We start from the raw sequence: 22,581 nt of genomic DNA, 5'->3' as shown, positions 1-22,581 counted from the left end.
TGGTGGCGTAGAGCTGCGCACAGTGACCAAGGGGTTGTCGCACGGTCGAGCCCGGCTTACTGTCGGCGAAGGGGCGCGTGGCGGGGCCGCAGCCTGGGGGCGCCTGGGGGAGGGGGCGCCCTGTGCATGCGTTTCTGGATCGGCTCGGCCGGGGGGCCGCACGATTTCACTGGTTCGTGATCGCCGGCTGGCTGGTCGTCGTGGTCGGCTTGTTCGTCCTGCGGGCGGCGTTCGGCGGCACGTACGTCAACAACTACACGGTCCCGGGCAGTGAATCATCTGCTGGATTGACGATCCTGAACAAGGACTTCTCCACCGCCGGCGGGTACTCCGGGTCCATCGTGTTCCACGCGCAGTCCGGCACGGTTTCCGAGCAGTCCGACGCCGTCAAGACGTCGATGGCGGCGGTCGGCAAGCTGCCCGATGTCGTTTCGGCCGTCGATCCGCTGGCGACGTCATCGACGGCGTACATCTCGAAGGACGGGACCGTCGTCAACGCTCCGGTGTCGTTCTCGGTGGTGCCGGCGTCGCTCGACAGCACCTACCTCGACAAGCTGGACGCGGCCGTCCAGCCGGCCCGGACCGCCGGGCTCGAGGTCGAGTACGGCGGTGGCGCGGGGCAGATCGGCAAGCAGGCCGATGATGCGCTGTCGGAGGCCATCGGTCTGGCGCTGGCTCTGCTGTTGCTGTTCCTGATGTTCCGATCCATCACCGCGTCGGCGCTGCCTTTGGTGGCCGCGGTCTTCAGCGTCGGCGGCGGGCTCGCCGTACTCGGTCTGCTCGCGGCCGTGAAGGACTTCCCGGTCTCGGCGCCGACGGTCGCAACCCTGCTCGGACTCGGTGTCGCGATCGACTACGGGCTCTTCATGGTGTCGCGCCATCGAGAACAGCTGGACGACGGCATGGGGGTCGAGGAATCGGTCGGTCGGACGGAATCGACCTCCGGCGCGGCCATCCTGGTCGCTGGTGGGACCGTCGTCATCGCGATCCTCGGTCTGTACGTGTCCGGCGTACCGTTCGTCGGCGCGCTCGGCCTGTCGTCGGCGATCGTGGTCGCTGTCACCGTGCTGGCTGCACTGACGCTGATCCCGGCCATGCTCGGGCTGGCGAAGTTCCTCGTGCTCAACCGCAAGGACCGGCAGCACCTCGCGGAGGAACGGGAGCTCGAGGCCGGCCTCGATGACGAGCTGGCCGTGGCCGAGCACCGGGCCGAGGAGCGCGAGCGGCGCGACCTCAAACACGAGCAGAGCGCGTTCGCCCGTTGGGGACGCAAGGTCAGCGACCGGCCGTGGCCGTACGGCATCGTCGCGACGCTGGTGCTGCTCGTCCTGGCGATCCCTTTGCTGTCGATGAATCTCGGCCAACTCGATGCCGGTACGGATCCGGCGCAGGACTCGAGCCGGAAGGCGTACGACCTGGTTGCCCAAGGCTTCGGTCCGGGCGCGAATGGTCCGCTGACGGTCGTCGTACAGCTGCCATCTGAGAGCTCGACCGACAAGCAGGCCTCGCTGAACGGGCTGGCGTCGACGTTGCAGAAGACTTCCGGGGTGGCCGCCGTACAGCCGCCGAGCTTGAACAGCTCAGGTACGACGGCGATCATCAACGTCATCCCGACCACGTCGCCGTCCGCGGCCGAGACCGAGGACCTCGTCAACCGGATCCGGGACGACGTACTGGCCGGGCAGCAGGAGCCGACGTACGTCGTGGGCACGACCGCTGGGTACGTCGACTTCACGGAGAAGGTCGCGGGGCGGATGCTGTGGCTGATCGGGGCGGTGGTGCTGCTGGCGTTCCTGCTGCTCACGGTCGCCTTCCGATCGCTGCTGATCGGGGTCAAGGCCGCGATCCTCAACCTGCTGTCGGTCGGAGCGGCGTACGGCGTGATCGTCGCGGTGTTCCAGTGGGGCTGGGGATCCTCGCTGGTCGGGATCGACGAGAAGGTGCCGATCCCGTCGTTCGTGCCGATGCTGATGTTCGCGATCGTGTTCGGGTTGTCGATGGACTACGAGGTCTTCCTGCTGTCGCGGGTGCACGAGGCGTGGATCGCGACCAAGGACAGTCACCGCGCCGTCGCGATCGGGATCGGCGCGACGGCCCGGGTGATTACCACCGCGGCCGCGATCATGATCGTGGTCTTCCTGAGCTTCGTCCTCGACGACGACCCGACGGTGAAGATGCTGGCGGTCGGCATGGCGGTCGCCGTACTCATTGACGCCAGCATCGTCCGGATGGTGCTGGTGCCTGCGGTGATGACGCTGCTTGGCGACCGCGCTTGGTGGTTGCCGCGATGGCTCGACCGGATCGTCCCCGACATCCAACTGGAAGGCGGCCCGGCGGCTCCACCTCCGCCAGCCCCGCAGGAAACCCCCAAGGTCGACGTCTCCTGACATGTGGTGAGCCCCACGCAGCCGCTACGCCCGCTCCTTTCGTCGCGTGCTCGCAGCCGCTCCCACGCGCCCACCGCCTTGCGGCTACCGCCGTCACCTTCCGGCTGTCGCCGGGGCGTGCGGGCTGTCGCCCGCGCTCGAAGGCGGGTGGTGGCAGGGGCTGGCGGTGGCGAGTGTGCAGGCGGGCGGCGTGTGGTCGCGGTTGCTCCCACCCGTCCGTCACCCGTGCGAGTGTCGCCTCCGCCAGTTCACCGGGGTTAATGGCGGAAGAGGCGTACGCCTGTCTGGGACAGCGTGATGCCGTGGGCTGCGCAGGCCTCGGCTACCTCCTCCGAGCGGATTGAGCCGCCGGGTTCGGCTATGTGGGTTACGCCGTGGCGGTGGGCCTCCTCGATGTTGTCGGTGAAGGGGATCGCGCCGTCGGAGACCATCGCGACTTCCGTCAGCGGTTCAGACGAGCGGCGGGACCACCACTCGTCGGCTTTCTCGCCGGCCAGGCGGACGCAGTCGACGCGTGACTGTTGGCCGGCGCCGATGCCGATGGTTGTGCCGTCCTTCACCATCACGACCGTGTTGGACTGCGTGTACCGCGCCACGATCATCCCGAGCAACAGGTCCCGGGCCGCCGCATCCGGCACCCGGGGATCCAGCAACCCACGAGTCAATGGCAGGTCGTCCCGCTGCTGCGTCAGCCGTAGCCCGAACACCTCGCGCACCTCATGCTCCGGCGACTCGAACGATGCATCGGCTTCGAGGACGAGAAAGGTCCCACGCTTCTTCCCGGCCAACGTCCCGACGACGCCTTCGTCGTACCCAGGCGCAATGATCCCGTCGCTCACGACCCGCTTGAGCACACCCGCGAGCTCGGCGTCGACCGGATGCGAAACCGCAATGAAATCGCCGTACGACGACTTCGGATCCGCGTCCCGGGCACGCTCGTACGCGGAGCAAGCCGAATCCGCCAGCGCAGCACCGGCAGGGGAGACGTGCTTGTACGACGCTGCAGCGACCACCCCGAACGCCCCAGCCGCTTCCCGCACGAGCTGCCAACCGGTGAGCGCATCCAGGACATTGATGTACGACGGACTCCCGCTGACCACCGTGAACGGCGCCCGATCGGACACCGGCGTCATGGTGGCGGACTGGTGTGGGTTCATTCCGTAACGCATCCAGCGACCTCCGAGATCTAAGAGGACACATCGGAGGCGCCCAGGCGGACGACGCCTTGCTTGCTGACCGACCGCTCCCCGGTGGTACTCCACCCTCGCCAGTCGCGGTCGTTCAGCAGTCTAGGGCCCTGCGTCGGAGATCCTTGAGCGCTTGCGGCGATCATCTGCCCGGGCAGGCGGACGGAATCCTCGGTGGTGCCGGGATGCGGACGTGCAGCACTCACCAACCTGCCCGTCGTCCGACCTCCACGCCCGAGGTGAGCGTGGCGACCTCACCCTCCGGGTGGTTGGTGAGTGCTGCACGTCCGCCCATGACCCGACGATCCGCCGTCCTGCGGACCGCCAGGCCATCACAATGGCCGACCGTGCCCCCGGTGGTGTCGTGGCCAGGCGGGAGCCGAGTCACCACGGCCTACGGCTCGGTCGTTGTGATGGCCTGCAGGTCCGCGACCACCCGCCTGCTACCCACGGCCCGGCGGATCGGCCGGTCTCCGCATGGGTTCCGGACGCGACCTTGTGCACCGATTGGTCACGCGGGACGGTCGGTGGTGGTTGATCGGTGCACAGAGTCGGCCGTGGGACAGCAGGCGACGCGAGGGGACACGTGGGCCGGAGGACCCGGGCGTACCCGCGCGTGTTCAGCGCGGGGCGGGTGGTCGCTGGTGGGGGTTTGCGTGCTCGGGGCGGGGCCGTGAACAGCTTGTCGTGACCGTGAACAGGTCGTGCCGTGTCCATGGCCCCCAGGTCCCGTTCACGGCCCCGACAACCGGACGCCGGGTAGCCAACGTGCTGGCGCGACCTTGAGCACGGGCCGACCACCAGAACTGGCCGCGGATGGTTGGCCGGTGCTCAAGGTCGCGGGCGTACGGCGAGCCGCTTCACGACAGCGCCCTGCAGGTCCGGGTTGCCGAGCAGGACCAGTCAGCCTGCACCCTCCGGGCTCGGCAGGCTCGTGGTGGGTCAGTGATCCGGGGTCGGCGCGGAGTGGATGGCGCCAACCTCCTGGCCGGGTACAACCCGTGACGCGCCGTACGATCCGACCATGGGGATCTTCTCTCGCAAGGCGGTGGATGTCTCCAGGCTTCGGCTTGATCAGGCGTGGGCGGATGCCGAGCTCGATCAGGCGTACGCCGCTGTGCGCGCCGGCGATCTGTCGACGGGGATGGCGTTGCTGAAGGCGACGCCGGTGAATACCGGGCTGCGGTCGGTGCGGGTGATGGGGCTGGGGCAGGCGGCGGTTGGGCACAGTGGGCAGTTGGAGTTGCGGCTGGAGGCGCTGCCCGGCGACCCGGATCTCTTGCAGTGGCTTGGGCAGACGTTGGTGTTCGAGGCGTGGGAGGGGCGGAGCGGGAGTCGCGCGAAGTACGTCTCTGAGCAGCAGTTCGCGTCCTTCCACGGGATCCTCGGGACCGCGGGCGCAGTACTGAATCATGCGATCGATGCGGCGCCTGACGATGCGGCTCCGTGGGAGGTCATGCAGTGGGTGACGGTCGGACTGCAGTCGTCGATGGAGTTCAAGGACGAGGTCTTTCGGTCCGCGGTGGCGCGGCATCCTGACAGCTATGCCGCGCACAGCGGGCGGGTGCAGGTGCTGGCTCCGAAGTGGTCCGGTCTGGAGCTCGCCGAGCTCGTGTACTTCGGTCAGCAAGTGGTGACGAACGCACCGCCGGGGAGCGTTTTGTGTGCCGTCGCCGCGCAGGTGATCAACGAGGTGTGGGTCGACGTACTCGGCGACAGCGAGCTTTCCCGGCTGCAGCGCGGCGCCCGCTTCACACGCGAGGTCTCGAACCGGCGGGACGAACTGCTGGCGGCACGGGACAAATGGTGGGCGCCCGGGCGCGAGCGACAGCCGGAGGACATCTCCGCGCACGGTGCGATGGCGTTCGCGTTGAAGGCGGTCGGAGCCAAAGCGGCCGCGATGGAGCACGCCGCACTGACGACAGGCCGGATCGAGAGCCTGCCGTGGGGCTACACCAACGACCCCGACCCGCTCACCGCCTTCGCCACCGCGGTCGCACATCAGATGTCCTGAGACCGGAATAGAGTGAGCCGCATGGTCGATGTGAAGCCACGCAGCCGGACGGTCACCGACGGACTGGAGGCGACCGCCTCGCGCGGGATGCTCCGCGCCGTCGGGATGGGCGACGACGACTGGGCCAAACCACAGGTCGGAGTCGCCTCGAGCTGGAACGAGATCACTCCGTGCAACCTGTCCCTGGACCGGCTCGCGAAGGCGGTCAAGGAGGGCGTGCACGCGGCCGGCGGCTACCCACTGGAGTTCGGCACGATCAGCGTGTCCGACGGCATCTCGATGGGCCATGTCGGCATGCACTACTCGCTCGTCAGCCGCGAGATCATCGCCGACTCGGTCGAGACCGTGATGGAGGCCGAGCGGCTGGACGGCTCGGTCCTGCTGGCAGGCTGTGACAAGTCCCTGCCCGGCATGCTGATGGCTGCTGCGCGTCTCGATCTGGCGAGTGTGTTCCTGTACGCCGGATCGATCATGCCCGGCAAGCTCGGCGACAAGGACGTCACGATCATCGACGCGTTCGAGGCGGTCGGCGCCTGTCTGCGCGGCCTGATCACGCAGGACGAGGTGGACGCGGTCGAGCGTGCCATCTGCCCAGGCGAAGGCGCCTGCGGCGGCATGTACACCGCAAACACCATGGCCGCCTCCGCCGAAGCGCTCGGTATGTCGCTCCCCGGCTCGGCCGCCCCACCCGCAGTCGACCGCCGCCGCGACGGCTACGCCCGCAAGTCCGGCGAGGCCGCGGTTGGCCTTCTACAGAAGGGGATCACGGCCCGCCAGATCCTCACCAAGGAAGCCTTCGAGAACGCCATCGCGGTCGTGATGGCGCTCGGTGGCTCGACGAACGCCGTACTGCATCTGCTCGCGATCGCGCGCGAGGCCGACGTCGACTTGACGCTCGCGGACTTCAACCGGATCGGCGACCGGGTCCCGCACCTCGGCGACCTCAAGCCGTTCGGGCGCTACGTGATGACGGACGTGGATCGCGTCGGCGGCATCCCGGTCGTCATGCGGTCGCTCCTCGACGCCGGCCTGCTGCACGGAGACTGCATGACCGTCACCGGCAAGACGATGGCCGAGAACCTCGCCGACATCGCGCCGCCGGACGTCGACGGCACGATCATCCGCGCGCTGGACAAGCCGATCCACGGCACCGGCGGCATCACGATCCTGCACGGCTCGCTCGCTCCGGAAGGCGCGGTGGTGAAGAGCGCCGGCTTCGACTCCGACGTCTTCGAAGGTACGGCGCGAGTCTTCGACGGCGAACGCCCAGCCATGGACGCGGTCGCCGGACTGAACCCCGGCGACGTCGTGGTGATCCGCTACGAAGGCCCGAAGGGCGGCCCCGGGATGCGCGAGATGCTCGCGGTCACCGGCGCGATCAAGGGCGCGGGCCTCGGCAAGGAGGTTCTGCTGCTCACCGACGGCCGTTTCTCCGGCGGTACGACGGGACTCTGCGTGGGCCATGTCGCACCGGAGGCCGTCGACGGCGGCCCGATCGCGTTCGTCCGCGACGGCGACCGGATCACCCTCGACGTCAAGAACCGCACCCTCGACCTACACCTCAGCCCGGAGGAACTCGAACGTCGCAAGGAGGGCTGGACTCCGAAGACGCCGGCGATCACCAAGGGCGTGCTCGGCAAGTACACCCGCCTGGTCCGCTCGGCGTCCGAAGGGGCTGTCTGCATCTAAGACAGTCATCTCAAGGAATGGGACACATGAGCGGCGAACTTGACCCGATCGCGGTGCGTCGGCGAATGTTGCCTACATGCGATCGATTCTCCTCGTACTTGTGCGGCGCGCCGACTGACGCGACCACCGAGTCGAGCGCGCCCCTTCAGCCAACCCGGCGGAAGGGGTTTTTTGTTGCCAGGGCGACTATCTGCGACCCAGAGACGACCTGGAAACGGCCACAAGCGAGGATGGATCGATCGCGACAAAGCCAGATCGTCAACGGCAATATCGTGACAGGACTGAGGGAAGGCACTCATGAGTGAGCAGCTGACCGGGGCACAGGCTCTGATCCGCGCACTGGAACATGCCGGAGTGGACACCGTCTTCGGCATCCCGGGTGGCGCGATCCTCCCGGCGTACGACCCGATGCTCGACTCGACCCAGATCCGCCACATCCTGGTACGTCACGAGCAGGGCGCCGGCCACGCCGCCCAGGGGTACGCCTCCGCGTCCGGCAAGACCGGCGTGTGCATGGCGACCTCCGGGCCGGGCGCGACCAACCTGGTGACGCCGATCGCCGACGCGTACATGGACTCGGTCCCGATGGTCGCGATCACCGGCCAGGTGGCCAGCGCCGCGATCGGGACGGACGCCTTCCAGGAGGCCGACATCCGCGGCATCACGATGCCGATCACCAAGCACAACTTCCTGGTCAACGACCCGAACGACATCGCCACCACGGTGGCCGAGGCCTTCCACATCGCCTCGACCGGCCGGCCCGGCCCGGTGCTGGTCGACGTGACCAAGGACGCGATGCAGGCCCGCGTCGACTTCCAATGGCCGACCGAGCTCTCGCTGCCCGGCTATCGCCCGGTGACGCGTCCGCACCCCAAGCAGGTGCGCGAGGCGGCCCGCCTGATCGCCGCGGCCGAGAAGCCGGTCCTGTACGTCGGCGGCGGGGTGATCCGGGCCCAGGCCCACGCCGAGCTGAAGGAACTCGCCGAGCTCCTCGGCATCCCGGTGGTGACCACGCTGATGGCCCGCGGCGCGCTGCCGGACACCCACGATCTCCACTTCGGCATGCCGGGCATGCACGGCTCGGTCTCCGCGGTCGGGGCGCTCCAGCGATCCGATCTGCTCATCTGCCTGGGTGCCCGCTTCGACGACCGGGTGACCGGCAAGCTCGACTCGTTCGCCCCCGAGGCGAAGGTCATCCACGCCGACATCGACCCGGCCGAGATCGGCAAGAACCGGGCCGCCGACGTGCCGATCGTGGGTGACTGCAAGGAGGTCATCACCGACCTGATCGCCGCGCTCCAGACCGAGATCGCGAGCGCCGGCCGCACCCCGTCGTACGACACGTGGCGGCACCAGCTCGAGGCCGTACGGACCAAGTACCCGGTCGCGTACGACGAACCCGAGGACGGCAGCCTGTCCCCGCAGTACGTGATCGAGCGGATCGGCAAGATCGCCGGCCCGGACGCCGTCTACACCGCGGGCGTCGGCCAGCACCAGATGTGGGCCGCGCACTACCTCCCGTTCGAGAAGCCGCGCCACTGGCTGAACTCCGGTGGTCTCGGCACCATGGGGTACGCCGTTCCGGCCGCGATGGGAGCCAAGGTCGCCCGGCCGGACAAGACCGTGTGGGCGATCGACGGGGACGGCTGCTTCCAGATGACCAACCAGGAGCTGGTCACCTGCGCGCTGGAGGGCATCCCGATCAAGGTTGCCGTGATCAACAACCAGTCGCTGGGCATGGTCCGGCAGTGGCAGACGCTGTTCTACGACAAGCGCTACTCCAACACCGATCTGCACTCGGCCCGGATCCCGGACTTCGCCAAGCTGTCCGAGGCGATGGGTGGCGTCGGGCTGCGCTGCTCCGACCGCGACTCGGTCGACGCCACGATCGAGAAGGCGATGGCGGTCACCGACGCGCCGGTCGTGGTCGACTTCGTCGTGCACCGCGACGCGATGGTCTGGCCGATGGTCGCGGCCGGCACCAGCAACGACGACATCCAGATCGCCCGCGACATGGCGCCGGCCTGGGACAGCGAGGAGCTGTAATGAGCAAGCACACGTTGTCGATCCTGGTGGAGAACAAGCACGGTGTGCTGGCCCGGGTGGCCGCGCTGATCTCCCGCCGCGGGTTCAACATCGACTCCCTCGCGGTCGGTCCGACCGAGCACCCGGAGGTGTCCCGGATGACCATCGCGGTCAGCGTGGACGAGCAGCCGCTGGAGCAGATCACCAAGCAGCTGAACAAGCTCGTGAACGTGATCAAGATCGTCGAACTCGAGCCCAGCCAGACCGTGCAGCGTGAACTGCTGCTGGTGAAGGTCAAGGCGGACACCCTGAGCAGGGGACAGGTGCTGGAGACCGTCCAGCTGTTCCGTGCGAAGGTGGTGGACGTGGCTCCGGACGCGATCACGATCGAGGCGACCGGCAATCCCGAGAAGCTCGAGGCCATGCTCCGGGTGCTGGAACCGTTCGGCGTCCGCGAGCTGGTGCAGTCCGGCATGGTGGCGATCGGCCGGGGCAGTCGCTCCATCTCCGACCGCACCCTTCGGCCGGTTCCGGTGCCACCCCCGCACGTCGCGTCGGGTCCCCCGAACGTCCAGGCGCAACCCGCCGACCGTCCGCACCCGCACCACCCGGTGCCGGCGCCGCCGCCGGGCCGACCCGTGGCCCCGGCTCGCCAGGCCTGACAGCCGTAACTGACAACTCAGAGGAGAAGTGCCACCAGTGGCAGCAGAAATGTTCTACGACGACAACGCCGACCTGTCGGTGATCCAGGGCCGCCACGTGGCCGTTCTCGGCTACGGCTCCCAGGGCCACGCGCACGCGCTGTCCCTGCGCGACTCCGGCGTCGACGTCCGGGTGGGCCTGCCCGAGGGCTCGAAGAGCCGGGCCAAGGCCGAAGCCCAGGGCCTGCGCGTACTCAGCCCGGCCGAGGCGGTGGAGGAGGCGGACGTGATCGTCGTCCTCGCTCCGGACCCGGCCCAGCGCAAGCTCTACAAGGAGGCCATCGAGCCGAACCTGGTCGACGGCGACGCGCTCGTCTTCGGTCACGGCTTCAACATCCGGTTCGGCTACATCAAGCCGCCGGCGGGTGTGGACGTGTTCATGGTCGCCCCGAAAGGCCCGGGTCACCTGGTCCGCCGGGAGTACACCGAGGGTCGCGGCGTACCCGTGCTGGTAGCGGTCGAGCAGGACGCCACCGGCAAGGCGTGGGACCTCGCGCTCTCGTACGCCAAGGGCATCGGCGGCCTGCGGGCCGGCGGCATCAAGACCACCTTCACCGAGGAGACCGAGACCGACCTGTTCGGTGAGCAGGCCGTCCTCTGCGGTGGCGTGTCCGCGCTGATCCAGAACGGCTTCGAGGTACTGACCGAGGCCGGCTACCAGCCCGAGGTCGCGTACTTCGAGTGCCTGCACGAGCTCAAGCTGATCGTCGACCTGATCTACGAAGGTGGCATCGCCAAGCAGCGCTGGTCGGTCTCCGACACCGCCGAGTACGGCGACTACGTGTCCGGCCCCCGCATCATCGACGCATCGGTGAAGCAGCGGATGAAGGAGGTTCTCGGTGACATCACCGACGGCACCTTCGCGGCCCGCTTCATCGCCGACCAGGACGCCGGCGCGCCGGAGTTCGCCGAGTTCCGCAAGCAGAGCGAGTCGCACCCGATCGAGGCGGTCGGCAAGGAACTGCGCGGCCTGATGGCCTGGGTCAAGTCCCACGACGAGGACTACGTGGAGGGCACGGCAGCCCGCTGACACCACCTTTGTGATAGGCCCGGACCATCCAGGTGGGTGGTCCGGGCCTGTTCTTTGGCACAATCGGTCACTGATTGTGGTCTGGACTGGTGATGGTGGGGGAGGTGAGCCTCGGTGGAGGACGGCAGGCAGGCGCTGCCGCGGCCGCCCCGGCGCGTGCCGGTGGGTGCCGGCGTCCTCACCCAGATGCAGACCCCGGTCCCGCGGACCCCGCGACGAGGTCCGCGGCCGCCGTGGAAGTTCGGCCGGTTCCTGGCCGGGCTTCTCGTCGTACTGCTGATCCTCGGCGCCGGCGCTTCGGCCGGCTGGCTGATCCGCGCGCAGAGCCTCAAGATCGACACCGCGAAGGTGCTGGTCCTGGCCGGCCCGGGCGTCGTTCGCGTCCTGGCGACGACGTGCGCGGGGAACGGTGAAGCGAGTGGGGTCGTGATCGGCGACGGGCTGGTCCTGACCGCGGCCTCCGCGATGAAGCAGTCGCTGTCGATGGCGATCGTGACCCCGGACGGCCGGATCCGCCGGGCCAACCTGCTCGGCACCAGCACGGACGGAGTCGCCGTACTGCGCATGATCGGGCGACTCGACGAGGACCCGGTGCCGCTGGCGTCCACGGACCCGGACCAGAAGGCCGAGCGCGCACACATCGGCTACACCGCGGCCGGGAGGCAGGCCATCCAGAAGGTCGGTACGACGGACCGCCCGCGGCCGCTGATCGAGATCATGAACACGGCCAAGCTCGGCGGGCCGGTCGTCGACAAGTCCGGCCAGGTCGTCGGCCTGGTCGTCGGTGACACCGCCAAGGCCGCGAGCATCGTCCCGGTCGCCCGGTTGCGCGAGTACGTCGTACCGAACGCGCCGGCGCTCACGCCCGAACCGGGGGGCACGTGTGTGCGGTCACGCGGCCCGCAGACTCCGATCGTCCCGGAACTGCTGGTCTCGAAGACCAAGCTGGCGGTGGAGGCGCAGCGACTGCTCGGCACCTACTTGACGCTGATGAACCAGCACGACTTCGGCGGGCTGCGGACGGCCTACTACTCCAAGCGGCTACTCGGCGCGCTGTCGGAGGAACGGGACCGCGACAGCCACCAGACGACGTACTTCTTCGGCGCCAGGATCACCGAGGTGACCACCAACGCCCAGGGCGTGAACGCCCGGATGATGTTCACCGTGCTGTTCTCGCCGAACGCGAGCGGAGCGAAGGGCCAGACCTGCAACCGGCTGGACGTCCGCTACCGTTTGGTCCGGGAGGGCGGCCGGCTCAAGGTCGACCAGGGCAGCTCGGTGAACGTCGCGCAGAGTTGCGACACCGACTGACCGTCATTCGGGTCGCCCGGCGGGCCCGACCGGCGACCAGGTACCATCGGAGCAGCGGGCACAGCGCGGTGCTCTGACTTTCGAGCCCCTACCGCTTCCGCAGGAGACTTCTCCCATGACTGACGTAACCCGGCCCGTCGTCCTGATCGCCGAAGAGCTGAGCCCGGCCACCGTCGAGGCCCTCGGCCCCGACTTCGAGATCCGGCACACCAACGGCGCAGACCGCGCCCAGCTGCTCCCGGCCATCGCCGACGTCGACGCCATCCTGATCCGCAGCGCCACCAAGGTGGACGCCGAGGCGCTGGCCGCGGCCAAGCGCCTGAAGGTCGTCGCCCGGGCCGGTGTCGGCCTGGACAACGTGGACGTGAAGGCCGCCACCCAGGCCGGCGTGATGGTGGTCAACGCGCCGACCTCCAACATCGTCAGCGCCGCCGAGCTCGCGGTCGCGCTGCTGCTGGCCACCGCGCGCCGGGTCCCGGCCGCCGACCAGTCGCTGAAGAACGGCGAGTGGAAGCGCAGCAAGTACTCCGGCGTCGAGCTGTTCGAGAAGACCGTCGGCATCGTCGGCCTCGGCAAGATCGGCGTCCTGGTCGCGCAGCGGCTGGCCGCCTTCGGCATGAACGTGATCGCCTACGACCCGTACGTGCAGGCCGGCCGGGCCGCTCAGATGGGCGTGCGGCTGGCGTCCCTGGACGAGCTGCTCGCGGCCAGCGACTTCATCTCGGTGCACCTGCCGAAGACCCCGGAGACGATCGGCCTGATCGGCGACGAGGAACTGCACAAGGTCAAGCCCGAGGTCATCGTGGTGAACGCGGCCCGCGGCGGCATCGTCGACGAGCAGGCGCTCTACACCGCGCTCAAGGAGGGCCGCGTGGCCGGCGCCGGCCTGGACGTGTTCGCGTCCGAGCCGTGCACCGACTCGCCGCTGTTCGAGTTCGAGAACGTCATCGCCACGCCGCACCTGGGCGCGTCGACCGACGAGGCGCAGGAGAAGGCAGGCATTGCCGTCGCCAAGTCGGTCCGGCTGGCCCTGTCGGGCGAGCTGGTGCCGGACGCGGTCAACGTCCAGGGCGGCGTGATCGCCGAGGACGTCCGGCCGGGCATCGGCCTGACCGAGAAGCTGGGCCGGATCTTCACCGCGCTGGCCGGTGGCGTCGCGCAGCAGCTCGACGTCGAGGTTCGTGGCGAGATCACGCAGTACGACGTGAAGGTGCTCGAGCTGGCCGCGCTCAAGGGAGTCTTCGCCGACGTCGTCGAGGACAACGTGTCGTACGTGAACGCGCCGCTGCTGGCGGCCGAGCGGGGCCTCGAGGTCCGGCTCGTCACCGACCACGACAGCCCCGAGCACCGCAACCTGATCACCCTGCGCGGGACCCTTGCCGACGGCATCCAGGTGTCGGTGTCCGGCACCCTGGTCGGCGTCCGGCAGTCGGAGCGGCTGGTCGAGATCGACGGGTTCGACGTCGAGATCGAGCTGTCCGCGCACCTGGCCTTCCTCACCTACGAGGACCGGCCGGGCATCGTCGGCCAGATCGGCCGCATCCTGGGTGACGCGGAGGTGAACATCGCCGGCATGCAGGTCAGCCGGGACCGCAAGGGCGGCAAGGCGCTGGTCGCGCTGGCCGTCGACTCGGCGATCGCGACCGGCGTACTGGACGACATCGCCGGTGCGGTGCAGGCCGATACGGCTCGCACTGTGGACCTGGAGGCGTAATTCAGGCGAACGACTGATTTACTGGAAGCGGTCAGCCGCCCGCAGGCGCATGGCGGCCGACAAGGGCCCGAGCTCAATAGCTCGGGCCCGCTTCATGTCAGTGCCGGGTGGCCAGCAGTACGGCGGCGTCCGGCGCGACCATCACCTCGACGGTGGTGAACCGCTTGTCCATCAGCCATTCCTGCCGCAGCGTGTCGACCCGGCCCTCGTACATGGGCGGCCAGACGGCCGACGGCGTGAAGTCGTCCAGTACGACGAAGCCGCCGGGCTCGACCACGTCCGCGATGATGTCGCGGGCCGACAGCTTCGCCTCGCGGGCGTCCACGAACAGCAGCGCGAACGGGCCGCGCTCGATCAGGGCGGTCCAGTCGGCGGAGACGACCTCGATCCGCTCGTCGGCGGCGAACAGCTCCGCCACCGCCTGCGCCAGTTGCGGGTCGCTCTCCGCAGTCACGATGCGGGTGCTCTCTCCGGCGCCGCTGCGCAACCACGCGGAGCCCACGCCACAGCCGGTCCCGAGCTCACCGAGCAGACCGGTCCTCGACGCGGCGAGAGTCGCCAGCAGCCGGCCGGTCTCGTTCCTGGTGGAGCTGACGAATCCACGCCGGCCGGACAGGCTGAGGGCCGCTGAAACCAGCGGTGGTAGTTCTGGAGGAGCACTCACCGGTTGAGAGTTGCACAGCTCTGGTCCGGCGTCTGCACCGGCATCTCACATTCCGGGACATCGTGCCCGCATAGTGGTGAAATAGTCGGACGTCAGAGTAAATTCGTCGGCATCCTGCCGCCCGCATCCTGTCTGGGGAGGAGCAGCATGTACGACATGTATCCGGCCGACTGGCCCGCGATCGACGCCCGGGAACGGAAGGCGACCCGCCGTCGCCGTCCGGCGCGCCCGGGGAGCGTGACCGCGGCCGAGGCCAGGGCCGTCCAAGAGGCTATGAACCGCCGCGACAATGGGGGAGAACCCAAGAAGTGAGCGACAAGAAGAACTTCACGCTGGCCGTGGTCCCCGGTGACGGTATCGGTCCGGAGGTGACCACCGAGGCGCTGAAGGTGCTGGACGCGGTAGTCGCGCAGTACGGCGTGACGTTCGAGCGGACCGAGTACGACCTCGGCGCGCGGCGCTGGCACGCGACCGGCGAGACGCTGCCGGACGCGGAGCTCGAGGAGATCCGCAAGCACGACGCGATCCTGCTCGGCGCGGTCGGCGACCCGTCGGTCCCGTCCGGCGTGCTCGAGCGCGGCCTGCTGCTGAAGCTCCGGTTCACCCTCGACCACTACGTGAACCTGCGCCCGTCGAAGATCTACCCCTCCGTCGGCTCCCCGCTAGCCAACCCGGGCGAGGTCGACTTCGTCGTCGTCCGCGAGGGCACCGAGGGCCCGTACGTCGGCAACGGCGGCGCGCTGCGGGTCGGTACGCCGGCCGAGATCGCCACCGAGGTGTCGGTCAACACGGCGTACGGCGTCGAGCGCGTGGTCCGGGACGCATTCGCCCGGGCGATGGCGCGGCCGCGCAAGAAGCTCACGCTGGTGCACAAGAACAACGTGCTCGTGCACGCCGGCCACCTGTGGAAGCGGACCGTCGACAAGGTCGCCGCGGACTTCCCGGAGATCGCGGTCGACTACCTGCACGTGGACGCGGCGACCATCTTCCTGGTCACCGACCCGGCCCGGTTCGACGTGATCGTCACCGACAACCTGTTCGGCGACATCATCACCGACCTGGCGGCTGCGATCAGCGGTGGCATCGGGCTGGCCGCGAGCGGCAACATCAACCCGGACCACAGTGCGCCGAGCATGTTCGAGCCGGTGCACGGTTCCGCGCCGGACATCGCCGGTCAGCAGAAGGCGGACCCGACCGCGGCGATCCTGTCCGCGTCGCTGCTGTGCGACCACCTCGGGCTGACCGAGGCGGCGGCGGCGATCGAGGTGGCTGTGACGGCCGATATCGCAGAGCGTACCGGCACCGTCCGGAGCACCGCGGAGATCGGTGACGCCATCACCAAGCGCGCGATCGGCTGACGCTCGCATGACCAGTCGGCCAAGAGGTACGGTGCGGCTATGAGCGCCGATCTGCGATTCACCGTTGAGCCAACCACCCGTGCGGCCAGCGACGACCAGCGCGCCACGATCCTGGCGAACCCGGGATTCGGGCAGTACTTCTCCGACCACATGGCGATCGCCACCTGGACCAAGGAGAACGGCTGGCACGACGCGAGGATCACCGCCTTCGGACCGCTGGAGCTGTCTCCGGCGACCGCGGTGTTCCACTACGCCCAGACCATCTTCGAGGGGATGAAGGCCTACCGGCATCCCGACGACTCGATCCACATGTTCCGCCCCGAAGCCAATGCGGCCCGGTTCGCGAAGTCGGCGCGCCGGCTCGCGCTGCCCGCGCTGCCCGAGGCGGCCTTCCTGGACTCGCTGCGCAAGCTGGTCGAGCTGGACAAGGCCTGGGTGCCCGGTGGCGGCGAGACGTCGCTCTACCTGCGGCCGTTCATGTTCGGATCGGACCCGTTCCTCGGCGTACGCCCGTCCGCGGAGGTCACGTACTGCGTGATCACGTCGCCGGCCGGCTCGTACTTCGCGAACGGCGTCAAGCCGGTGCGGATCTGGCTGAGCGAGGAGTACACCCGGGCCGCCCCCGGTGGCACCGGCGCGGCCAAGACGGGCGGTAACTACGCCTCGTCGCTGATCGCGCAGGCCGAAGCCATCGAGCAGGGCTGTGACCAGGTCGCCTTCCTCGACGCGGTCGAGAAGAAGTGGGTCGAGGAGCTCGGCGGGATGAACCTGTACTTCGTCCTCGACGACAACTCGGTCGTCACGCCGGAGCTGTCCGGCACCATCCTCGAGGGCGTCACCCGGGACTCGATCCTCAAGCTGGTCACCGACCTCGGCCACACCGTCACCGAGCGGAAGATCTCGATCGACGAATGGCGCGACGGTGCGGCGTCGGGCAAGATCCGCGAGGTGTTCGCCTGCGGCACGGCCGCGGTGATCACCCCGGTCGCGTCGCTGAAGTGGAAGGACGGCGAGGTGCAGGTGGCCGACGGCAACGGTGGCCCGGTCACCGCCGCGGTCCGCAGCGCCCTCCTCGACGTCCAGTACGGCCGCACCCCCGACACCCACAACTGGATGACCAGAATCTGCTGATCAGTACGCACGTACGACGGCCTCGGTGGACCTCCACCGGGGCCGTTCGTCATCTCAGCGCCGACTCGTATTCACAGGATGCTTTCAGCTGCCGGAGCCCGGGGTTCGATAGGGTCGGGCGGCATGAGCAGCTTCCCGGACGATGTCGAGGCCTATTACGTGGAGCTCGCCGGGCGGCGTGAGTGGTCATCCGAGACCGTCGCCGCGATTCGGTCGACCGTCGAGCTGATCCGCGACCTCGACCGCGGTACGGCGCCCCGCACGTACGGCGCGGTGGCCGACGAGGAAGGCACCGACTGGCTCTACGAGGCCGTCTGGCACGAGCGCGAGTGGGTCGTGGTCCGCCAGATCGGCGCTGCCGAGGACGGCACCATCACCAGATACTGGTGGCAGCGACTCGAGGACGACGAGGGCATGCTCACCGACAAGGCCCTGGACCGCGACGAGTGGGCCTGCGCCCGCTGACCCGCGAGGACTTCTACACCGCCTGGGACGATCCCGGCTGGTCGCTGACCGCCTGACCGACTCCGCCTTCAATCCCGACGGCGTACGGCGTACTCCACTGCGAGCCAGGACGTCGGCATCTGCCGCGCCGCCAACCGCACCGCGAGCGCAGCGCCCACCGGCCGCCCGCCGCCCACCGTCCGCCGTCCGCCGTCCGCCGTCCGCCGTCCGCCGTCCGCCGTCGCGGGTGTGGGCGACCTTGGGCACGGGTCAACCATGGGGTGGTGGTTTTGGTGGTTGGTGGGTGCTCAAGGTGGGCGTGCGCCGGGGTGCGCGGGTGCCGGGGTGCACGGGTGCCGGGGCGTGGGGTGGGTGGACTGGGGTGGGCGCTGGAGTACTGATCGGCGTACTGAATGTTCGTGATTCGAGACGGTCCCGCCATGGTGTGGACATTGTGTGGCAGACTGCGAAATGTCATGAAGAACTACCGGGTCATCATTACCTAGGCGCGCTCAGCAGGCAGTACCTGAGCGCGCAGACCTCTCGCACCTTGCGGGAGGTTTTTTGTTTGCCCGACAGCCCCCACCGGAAGGCCCATCATGAGCATCTCGGACGAGTTCCACGTCTACGACACCACTCTGCGCGACGGTGCGCAGCAGGAGGGGCTGGCGCTGTCCGTGGCCGACAAGATCGCCATTGCGCGGCACCTGGACGACCTGGGCGTGGGATTCATCGAGGGCGGCTGGCCGGGCGCGGTGCCCAAGGACACCGAGTTCTTCGAGCAGGCCCGGACCGAGTTGCACCTGCGGAACGCAACGTTCGCGGCCTTCGGCGCGACCCGCAAGCCCGAGACCGCGGTGGCCGACGACCCGCAGGTGGCGGCCCTGCGCGACTCCGGCGCCGGCGTCGTCACACTCGTTGCCAAGAGCCACGATGCGCACGTCGAGCGGGCGCTGCGGACGACGCTGGACGAGAACCTCCGGATGGTCGCGGACACGGTCCGCGACCTGCGTGAGAACGGGCAGCGGGTCTTCCTCGACACCGAGCACTTCTTCGACGGCTACCGCGCCAACCGCGCCTACGCGCTGGAAGTCGTACGGGTAGCCGTCGAGGCCGGCGCCGACGTGGTCGCGTTGTGCGACACGAACGGCGGCACGTTGCCGCGGGAGCTGCAGGACATCGTCCGCGACGTCCTCGACTCCACCGGGGCGCGCCTCGGCATCCACTGTCACAACGACGCCGGCTGCGCGGTGGCGAACACGATCGCCGCCGTCGAGGCCGGCGTCACCCACGTCCAGGGCACCATCAACGGGTACGGCGAACGCACCGGCAACGCCGACCTGCTCGCGATCGTCGCCAACCTCGAACTGAAGCGCGGCCTGGACCTGCTCCCGGCCGGCAAGCTGGCCGAGTCGTTCCGGATCGCGCACGCGATCGCCGAAGTGACGAACGTGCCGCCGTCGACCCGGCAGCCGTACGTCGGTGTGTCCGCCTTCGCCCACAAGGCGGGGCTGCACGCCAGTGCCATCAAGGTGGATCCCGATCTCTACCAGCACACGGATCCGGCCCGGGTGGGCAACGACATGCGGATGCTCGTGTCCGAAATGGCCGGCCGGGCCAGCGTCGAACTGAAGGGCCGTGAGCTCGGGTTCGATCTCGGCAACGACCGCGAACTGGTCAGCCGGGTCACCGAGCGGGTGAAGGAGATGGAGGCCCGCGGGTACACGTTCGAGGCGGCCGACGCGTCGTTCGAACTGCTGCTCACCGAGGAGGTCACCGGGAAGCGGGCGTCCTTCTTCGACGTCGAATCGTGGCGGGTGATCACCGAGTCGCGCGCCGACGGCGAGGCGGTGTCGGAGTCGACCGTGAAGCTGGTCGCGGGCGGCGAGCGGGAGATCGTCACGGGGGAGGGCAACGGCCCGGTCAACGCCCTCGACCATGCGCTGCGTACTGCGATCGAACGCGCGTACCCGGTGGTGAACAAGTTCGAACTGGTCGACTACAAGGTCCGAATCCTCGACCAGGGGCATGGGACGGACGCGGTCATCAGAGTCCTGATCGAGACAGCGGACGGCGAGGGCTCGTGGGTGACGGTCGGCGTCGGCCACAACATCGTCGAGGCGTCCTGGGAGGCGCTCGTCGACGGCGTCACGTTCGGTCTGCTGCGTCACAAGGAGGTCGTGCGATGACCCTGCTCGCAGTCGAACGAACCGTCACCGTCTTCACCGCTCACGTCGTCGAGACCGAAGGCATGCTGGCCCGGATCGCCGTCATGCTGAACCCGTACGACGTCCGCGAACTCGCACTGTCCCTCGACGAAGGCACGCTGAGCATCACCGTCGAGGGCGAGGGCTTCGACGCCGGCCGGGTCGCTGCCCGGCTGGACAAGGTGATCGGGGTCCTCGAGGTCACGTACTCCTGATTCGACAGCCTTAACTGTTCAGCTTGGACTGATCAGTTATCCTGGCTAGGTGAGTCAGCGGATCTCCCCTTCGGCGGTGCAGGCGGCCAGTGACGTGCGCGTCATGTTCGGCCGGGTGAAGCGCAGGCTGAAGGAGTTGGCAGAGCAGGACGACCTGACGCCGTCGCAGAGCTCGGTGCTGAGCCGGCTCGACAAGGACGGCCCGGCGTCGGCCAGTGAACTGGCGGCCGTGGAGCGGGTGCGCCCGCAGTCGATGGCCGCGATCCTGGCCGGGTTGCGGGAGTCGGACCTGATCGAGCGCCACCCGGACCCTCAGGACGGTCGCCGGCAGGTCGTGTCGCTCACCACCGCCGGACGGCATCGGCTCCAGGGTGATCGCAAGGTCCGCCAGGAATGGCTGGCCCGTGCCCTGCAGGACGGTTGCACCGAGTCCGAGCGCCAGACCATCATCAAGGCCCTCGCTCTGCTCGACCACGCCCTTGAATCCTCCGCGTCACCCCGGGCGGCGACCTCCCGGTGACCTCTGCTGTGCCCGCGGATCCCGCCGGATTCGACCGGCGTTTCATCGCGCCGATGGTGATCGGCGGCATCCTCAACCCGATCAACTCGTCGATGCTCGCGGTCGCGCTGATCCCGATCGGCGCGACCTTCGGCGTACCTCCGTCCCAGACCGCCTGGCTGATCACCGGCCTCTACCTGGCGACGGCCGTCGGGCAGCCTGTGGCCGGCCGATTGGTCGACCTCTACGGACCGCGTCCCCTGTATCTGATCGGTACGGCGGTCGTCGGCATCGCCGGTCTGCTCGGTGCGCTGGCGCCGACGCTCGGGGTGCTGATCCTGTCCCGGGTCCTCCTCGGTTTCGGGACGTCGGCGGCGTACCCGGCCTCGATGTCGCTGATCCGGAGTGAAGCCGACCGGACCGGAATGAGTACGCCGGCGGGGATCCTCAGCATCCTGTCGATCGCCAACCAGGTCATCTCGGTGATCGGCCCCACGCTCGGCGGTGCGCTGATCGGCCTCGGCGGCTGGCATCTGATCTTCACCATCAATGTCCCGCTGTCGGTGATCTGCGTGATCCTCGGCGTCGTGTGGTTGCCGAGCCGCCCGCGCACCCGAAACGCCTCCGGTCGCCTGGACTACCCGGGCATCGTGCTGTTCAGCGCCACTCTGGTTTCGCTGATGCTGTTCCTGATGCAGCCGCAGGTGTCGCGCTGGTATCTGTTGGTGTTCACGGCTGCCGTTGGTCTGGCGTTCGTACAGGTGCAGTTGCGGGTGGTCGAGCCGTTCATCGACCTGCAGGTGCTCGGTGGCAATCGTCCGCTGATCTCGACCTACATCAGGCAGGTCCTGGCGATGGTTGGTTCGTACTCCTTCCTCTACGCCTTCCCCCAGTGGCTCGAGGACGGGCACGGCCTGGACGCCGCGGCTGCCGGACTGCTCATGCTCCCGCTGTCCGTCACCGCCGTACTGATCATCGTGATCACCGGCCGGCGCGCGCGGGTCCGCGGCAAACTCGTTGCCGGAAGCATCTTCCTGGTCGTGGCCGCGACCGCACCCCGGTTCGTCGACGGGCACACCGCCCTGGCTCTGCTGGCGCTCGTCGGCGTCCTGGCCGGCCTGTCCTCTGGTCTGACCGGGCTTGCCAACCAGAACGCGCTGTATCACCAAGCCGATCCGGCCCGGATCGGATCGTCGGCCGGCCTGCTCCGTACAGGCGGGTACCTCGGCGCCCTCATCGCCGCAGCGGCCAACGCTCGCTTCTTCCAGCAGGGTGCGACCACCACTGGTCTGCACGAGCTGGCGCTGTTCCTGCTCGTTGTCGCCGGCCTGCTCGTGCTGGTGACACTCCTCGACCGGTCCCTCGCGCGGATCGGCCGTCCACAACCCAACTGAGAGGTACGTCGTGCCCGTCACCACTCTTGATCCGAACACAGCTCTCGTCGTCATCGACCTGCAGAACGGCATCACGGCCATCCCCGGTGCGCCGTACCCGACCGCCGACGTCATCACCCGGACCGCGGAGCTTGCCGACGCGTTCCGCAAGCGCGGCCTCCCCGTGTTTCTGGTCCGCGCCAGCTTCCGCGCGGACGGTGCGGACCGGATGCCAGGCCGGACCGATCAACTGACCCGAGCGACCGGTACGCCGCCCGCCGACGCCGACCAGATCGTGCCGCAGTTGGCCGGCCACCCCGAGGACACGGTGGTGACCAAGCGGAACTGGGGTGCCTTCCACCGCACCGACCTCGACGTTCACCTCCGCCGCCGCGGCATCACCCAGATCGTCCTGACCGGCGTGGCCACCAGCTTCGGCGTCGAGTCGACCGCTCGCGCCGCCCACGAGCACGGCTACCACGTGACCCTCGCCACCGACGCGATGACGGACCTCAGCCCCGAGTCCCACACCCACGCCACCACCTACATCTTCCCCCGCCTCGGCGAAACCGCCACCACCGCCGACATCCTCGCCAAGCTCCCCGCCTAGACCTAAGACACGAGACGCGAGC

At 68.8% G+C, this 22,581-nt stretch carries 20 protein-coding genes and 1 riboswitch; of the genes, 17 read left to right on the top strand and 3 right to left on the bottom strand.

Annotation, left to right across the window (positions count from 1 at the left end; translation table 11 throughout):
• The first annotated feature begins 122 nt into the window (after positions 1-122).
• Complete coding sequence (locus E0H73_RS14775) at positions 123-2,387, top strand: MMPL family transporter (protein WP_131355413.1); 2,265 nt, start codon at positions 123-125, stop codon at positions 2,385-2,387.
• Between the two features lie 257 nt (positions 2,388-2,644).
• Here the strand turns inward: E0H73_RS14775 and E0H73_RS14770 are convergent, their stop codons facing one another.
• Positions 2,645-3,556 (bottom strand): 5-aminoimidazole-4-carboxamide ribonucleotide transformylase, encoded by a 912-nt coding sequence (locus E0H73_RS14770; protein WP_131355411.1) that lies wholly within the window; start codon positions 3,554-3,556, stop codon positions 2,645-2,647.
• A 31-nt stretch (positions 3,557-3,587) separates the two neighbouring features.
• A riboswitch (ZMP/ZTP riboswitch) is annotated at positions 3,588-3,672 on the bottom strand.
• A 926-nt stretch (positions 3,673-4,598) separates the two neighbouring features.
• Here E0H73_RS14770 and E0H73_RS14765 point away from each other — a divergent pair.
• From E0H73_RS14765 to serA, 7 genes are all read left to right on the top strand, one after another.
• Positions 4,599-5,588 carry a hypothetical protein gene (locus E0H73_RS14765; protein WP_131355409.1) on the top strand — a complete coding sequence of 330 codons (990 nt, stop codon included), beginning with the start codon at positions 4,599-4,601 and terminating at the stop codon, positions 5,586-5,588.
• Between the two features lie 21 nt (positions 5,589-5,609).
• Positions 5,610-7,277, top strand: a complete 1,668-nt coding sequence (ilvD, locus tag E0H73_RS14760) for a dihydroxy-acid dehydratase (RefSeq protein ID WP_131355406.1) — start codon at positions 5,610-5,612, stop codon at positions 7,275-7,277.
• 297 nt (positions 7,278-7,574) lie between these two features.
• Positions 7,575-9,323: an acetolactate synthase large subunit gene (locus E0H73_RS14755; RefSeq protein WP_131355404.1), complete on the top strand. Its 1,749-nt coding sequence runs from the start codon at positions 7,575-7,577 to the stop codon at positions 9,321-9,323.
• Positions 9,323-9,964: an acetolactate synthase small subunit gene (ilvN, locus tag E0H73_RS14750; RefSeq protein WP_131355401.1), complete on the top strand. Its 642-nt coding sequence runs from the start codon at positions 9,323-9,325 to the stop codon at positions 9,962-9,964. The genes E0H73_RS14755 and ilvN overlap by 1 nt, the downstream gene beginning before the upstream one ends.
• Before the next feature lie 49 nt (positions 9,965-10,013).
• On the top strand, positions 10,014-11,033 hold the full coding sequence (ilvC, locus tag E0H73_RS14745) for a ketol-acid reductoisomerase (RefSeq protein ID WP_131356552.1): 1,020 nt from the start codon (positions 10,014-10,016) through the stop codon (positions 11,031-11,033).
• A 114-nt stretch (positions 11,034-11,147) separates the two neighbouring features.
• Entirely contained in the window at positions 11,148-12,344 is a 1,197-nt protein-coding gene (locus E0H73_RS14740) for a S1 family peptidase (RefSeq protein ID WP_238164008.1), read from the top strand.
• Positions 12,345-12,459: 115 nt separating this feature from the next.
• The gene (gene serA, locus E0H73_RS14735) at positions 12,460-14,058 is read left to right on the top strand and encodes a phosphoglycerate dehydrogenase (protein ID WP_131355398.1); all 1,599 of its coding nucleotides are present in this window, start codon (positions 12,460-12,462) and stop codon (positions 14,056-14,058) included.
• A 97-nt stretch (positions 14,059-14,155) separates the two neighbouring features.
• Here the strand turns inward: serA and E0H73_RS14730 are convergent, their stop codons facing one another.
• The gene (locus E0H73_RS14730) at positions 14,156-14,722 is read right to left on the bottom strand and encodes an O-methyltransferase (protein WP_131355395.1); all 567 of its coding nucleotides are present in this window, start codon (positions 14,720-14,722) and stop codon (positions 14,156-14,158) included.
• A 147-nt stretch (positions 14,723-14,869) separates the two neighbouring features.
• Between E0H73_RS14730 and E0H73_RS45840 the strand changes: the two genes are divergently transcribed.
• From E0H73_RS45840 to E0H73_RS14715, 4 genes are all read left to right on the top strand, one after another.
• Entirely contained in the window at positions 14,870-15,034 is a 165-nt protein-coding gene (locus E0H73_RS45840) for a hypothetical protein (protein WP_165555673.1), read from the top strand.
• Positions 15,031-16,080 carry a 3-isopropylmalate dehydrogenase gene (locus E0H73_RS14725; RefSeq protein ID WP_131355392.1) on the top strand — a complete coding sequence of 350 codons (1,050 nt, stop codon included), beginning with the start codon at positions 15,031-15,033 and terminating at the stop codon, positions 16,078-16,080. The genes E0H73_RS45840 and E0H73_RS14725 overlap by 4 nt, the downstream gene beginning before the upstream one ends.
• Before the next feature lie 39 nt (positions 16,081-16,119).
• The gene (locus E0H73_RS14720) at positions 16,120-17,211 is read left to right on the top strand and encodes a branched-chain amino acid aminotransferase (RefSeq protein ID WP_131355389.1); all 1,092 of its coding nucleotides are present in this window, start codon (positions 16,120-16,122) and stop codon (positions 17,209-17,211) included.
• A gap of 123 nt (positions 17,212-17,334) precedes the next feature.
• The gene (locus E0H73_RS14715) at positions 17,335-17,676 is read left to right on the top strand and encodes a hypothetical protein (protein WP_238164007.1); all 342 of its coding nucleotides are present in this window, start codon (positions 17,335-17,337) and stop codon (positions 17,674-17,676) included.
• 68 nt (positions 17,677-17,744) lie between these two features.
• On the opposite strand, the gene E0H73_RS14710 is transcribed toward E0H73_RS14715, so the two are convergent.
• Positions 17,745-17,933 (bottom strand): hypothetical protein, encoded by a 189-nt coding sequence (locus E0H73_RS14710; protein WP_131355387.1) that lies wholly within the window; start codon positions 17,931-17,933, stop codon positions 17,745-17,747.
• Positions 17,934-18,254: 321 nt separating this feature from the next.
• Between E0H73_RS14710 and cimA the strand changes: the two genes are divergently transcribed.
• From cimA to E0H73_RS14685, 5 genes are read left to right on the top strand one after another with little or no spacing between them, the layout of a single operon-like run.
• Entirely contained in the window at positions 18,255-19,844 is a 1,590-nt protein-coding gene (cimA, locus tag E0H73_RS14705) for a citramalate synthase (protein WP_131355384.1), read from the top strand.
• A complete protein-coding gene (locus E0H73_RS14700; RefSeq protein WP_131355381.1) occupies positions 19,841-20,077 on the top strand; it encodes a hypothetical protein in 237 nt (78 codons plus the stop codon). The genes cimA and E0H73_RS14700 overlap by 4 nt, the downstream gene beginning before the upstream one ends.
• 49 nt (positions 20,078-20,126) lie before the next feature.
• A complete protein-coding gene (locus tag E0H73_RS14695; protein WP_202867395.1) occupies positions 20,127-20,597 on the top strand; it encodes a MarR family winged helix-turn-helix transcriptional regulator in 471 nt (156 codons plus the stop codon).
• A complete protein-coding gene (locus E0H73_RS14690) occupies positions 20,594-21,970 on the top strand; it encodes an MFS transporter (protein ID WP_202867394.1) in 1,377 nt (458 codons plus the stop codon). The genes E0H73_RS14695 and E0H73_RS14690 overlap by 4 nt, the downstream gene beginning before the upstream one ends.
• 10 nt (positions 21,971-21,980) lie before the next feature.
• A complete protein-coding gene (locus tag E0H73_RS14685; protein ID WP_131355378.1) occupies positions 21,981-22,559 on the top strand; it encodes an isochorismatase family protein in 579 nt (192 codons plus the stop codon).
• Positions 22,560-22,581: the final 22 nt, after the last annotated feature.

This window comes from Kribbella pittospori, from assembly GCF_004331465.1.
Classification (GTDB): Bacteria; Actinomycetota; Actinomycetes; order Propionibacteriales; family Kribbellaceae; genus Kribbella; species Kribbella pittospori.
This window is presented reverse-complemented; position numbering and strand designations above follow the sequence as displayed.

Coding starts and splice junctions, on each gene's coding strand:
- E0H73_RS14765 (WP_131355409.1), top strand. CDS start 4,599: ATGGGGATCTTCTCTCGCAAGGCGGTGGATGTCTCCAGGCTTCGGCTT.
- cimA (WP_131355384.1), top strand. CDS start 18,255: ATGAGCATCTCGGACGAGTTCCACGTCTACGACACCACTCTGCGCGAC.
- serA (WP_131355398.1), top strand. CDS start 12,460: ATGACTGACGTAACCCGGCCCGTCGTCCTGATCGCCGAAGAGCTGAGC.
- E0H73_RS14710 (WP_131355387.1), bottom strand. CDS start 17,933: ATGGTTGACCCGTGCCCAAGGTCGCCCACACCCGCGACGGCGGACGGC.
- E0H73_RS45840 (WP_165555673.1), top strand. CDS start 14,870: ATGTACGACATGTATCCGGCCGACTGGCCCGCGATCGACGCCCGGGAA.
- E0H73_RS14770 (WP_131355411.1), bottom strand. CDS start 3,556: ATGCGTTACGGAATGAACCCACACCAGTCCGCCACCATGACGCCGGTG.
- E0H73_RS14755 (WP_131355404.1), top strand. CDS start 7,575: ATGAGTGAGCAGCTGACCGGGGCACAGGCTCTGATCCGCGCACTGGAA.
- ilvD (WP_131355406.1), top strand. CDS start 5,610: ATGGTCGATGTGAAGCCACGCAGCCGGACGGTCACCGACGGACTGGAG.
- E0H73_RS14700 (WP_131355381.1), top strand. CDS start 19,841: ATGACCCTGCTCGCAGTCGAACGAACCGTCACCGTCTTCACCGCTCAC.
- ilvN (WP_131355401.1), top strand. CDS start 9,323: ATGAGCAAGCACACGTTGTCGATCCTGGTGGAGAACAAGCACGGTGTG.
- ilvC (WP_131356552.1), top strand. CDS start 10,014: ATGTTCTACGACGACAACGCCGACCTGTCGGTGATCCAGGGCCGCCAC.
- E0H73_RS14720 (WP_131355389.1), top strand. CDS start 16,120: ATGAGCGCCGATCTGCGATTCACCGTTGAGCCAACCACCCGTGCGGCC.
- E0H73_RS14715 (WP_238164007.1), top strand. CDS start 17,335: ATGAGCAGCTTCCCGGACGATGTCGAGGCCTATTACGTGGAGCTCGCC.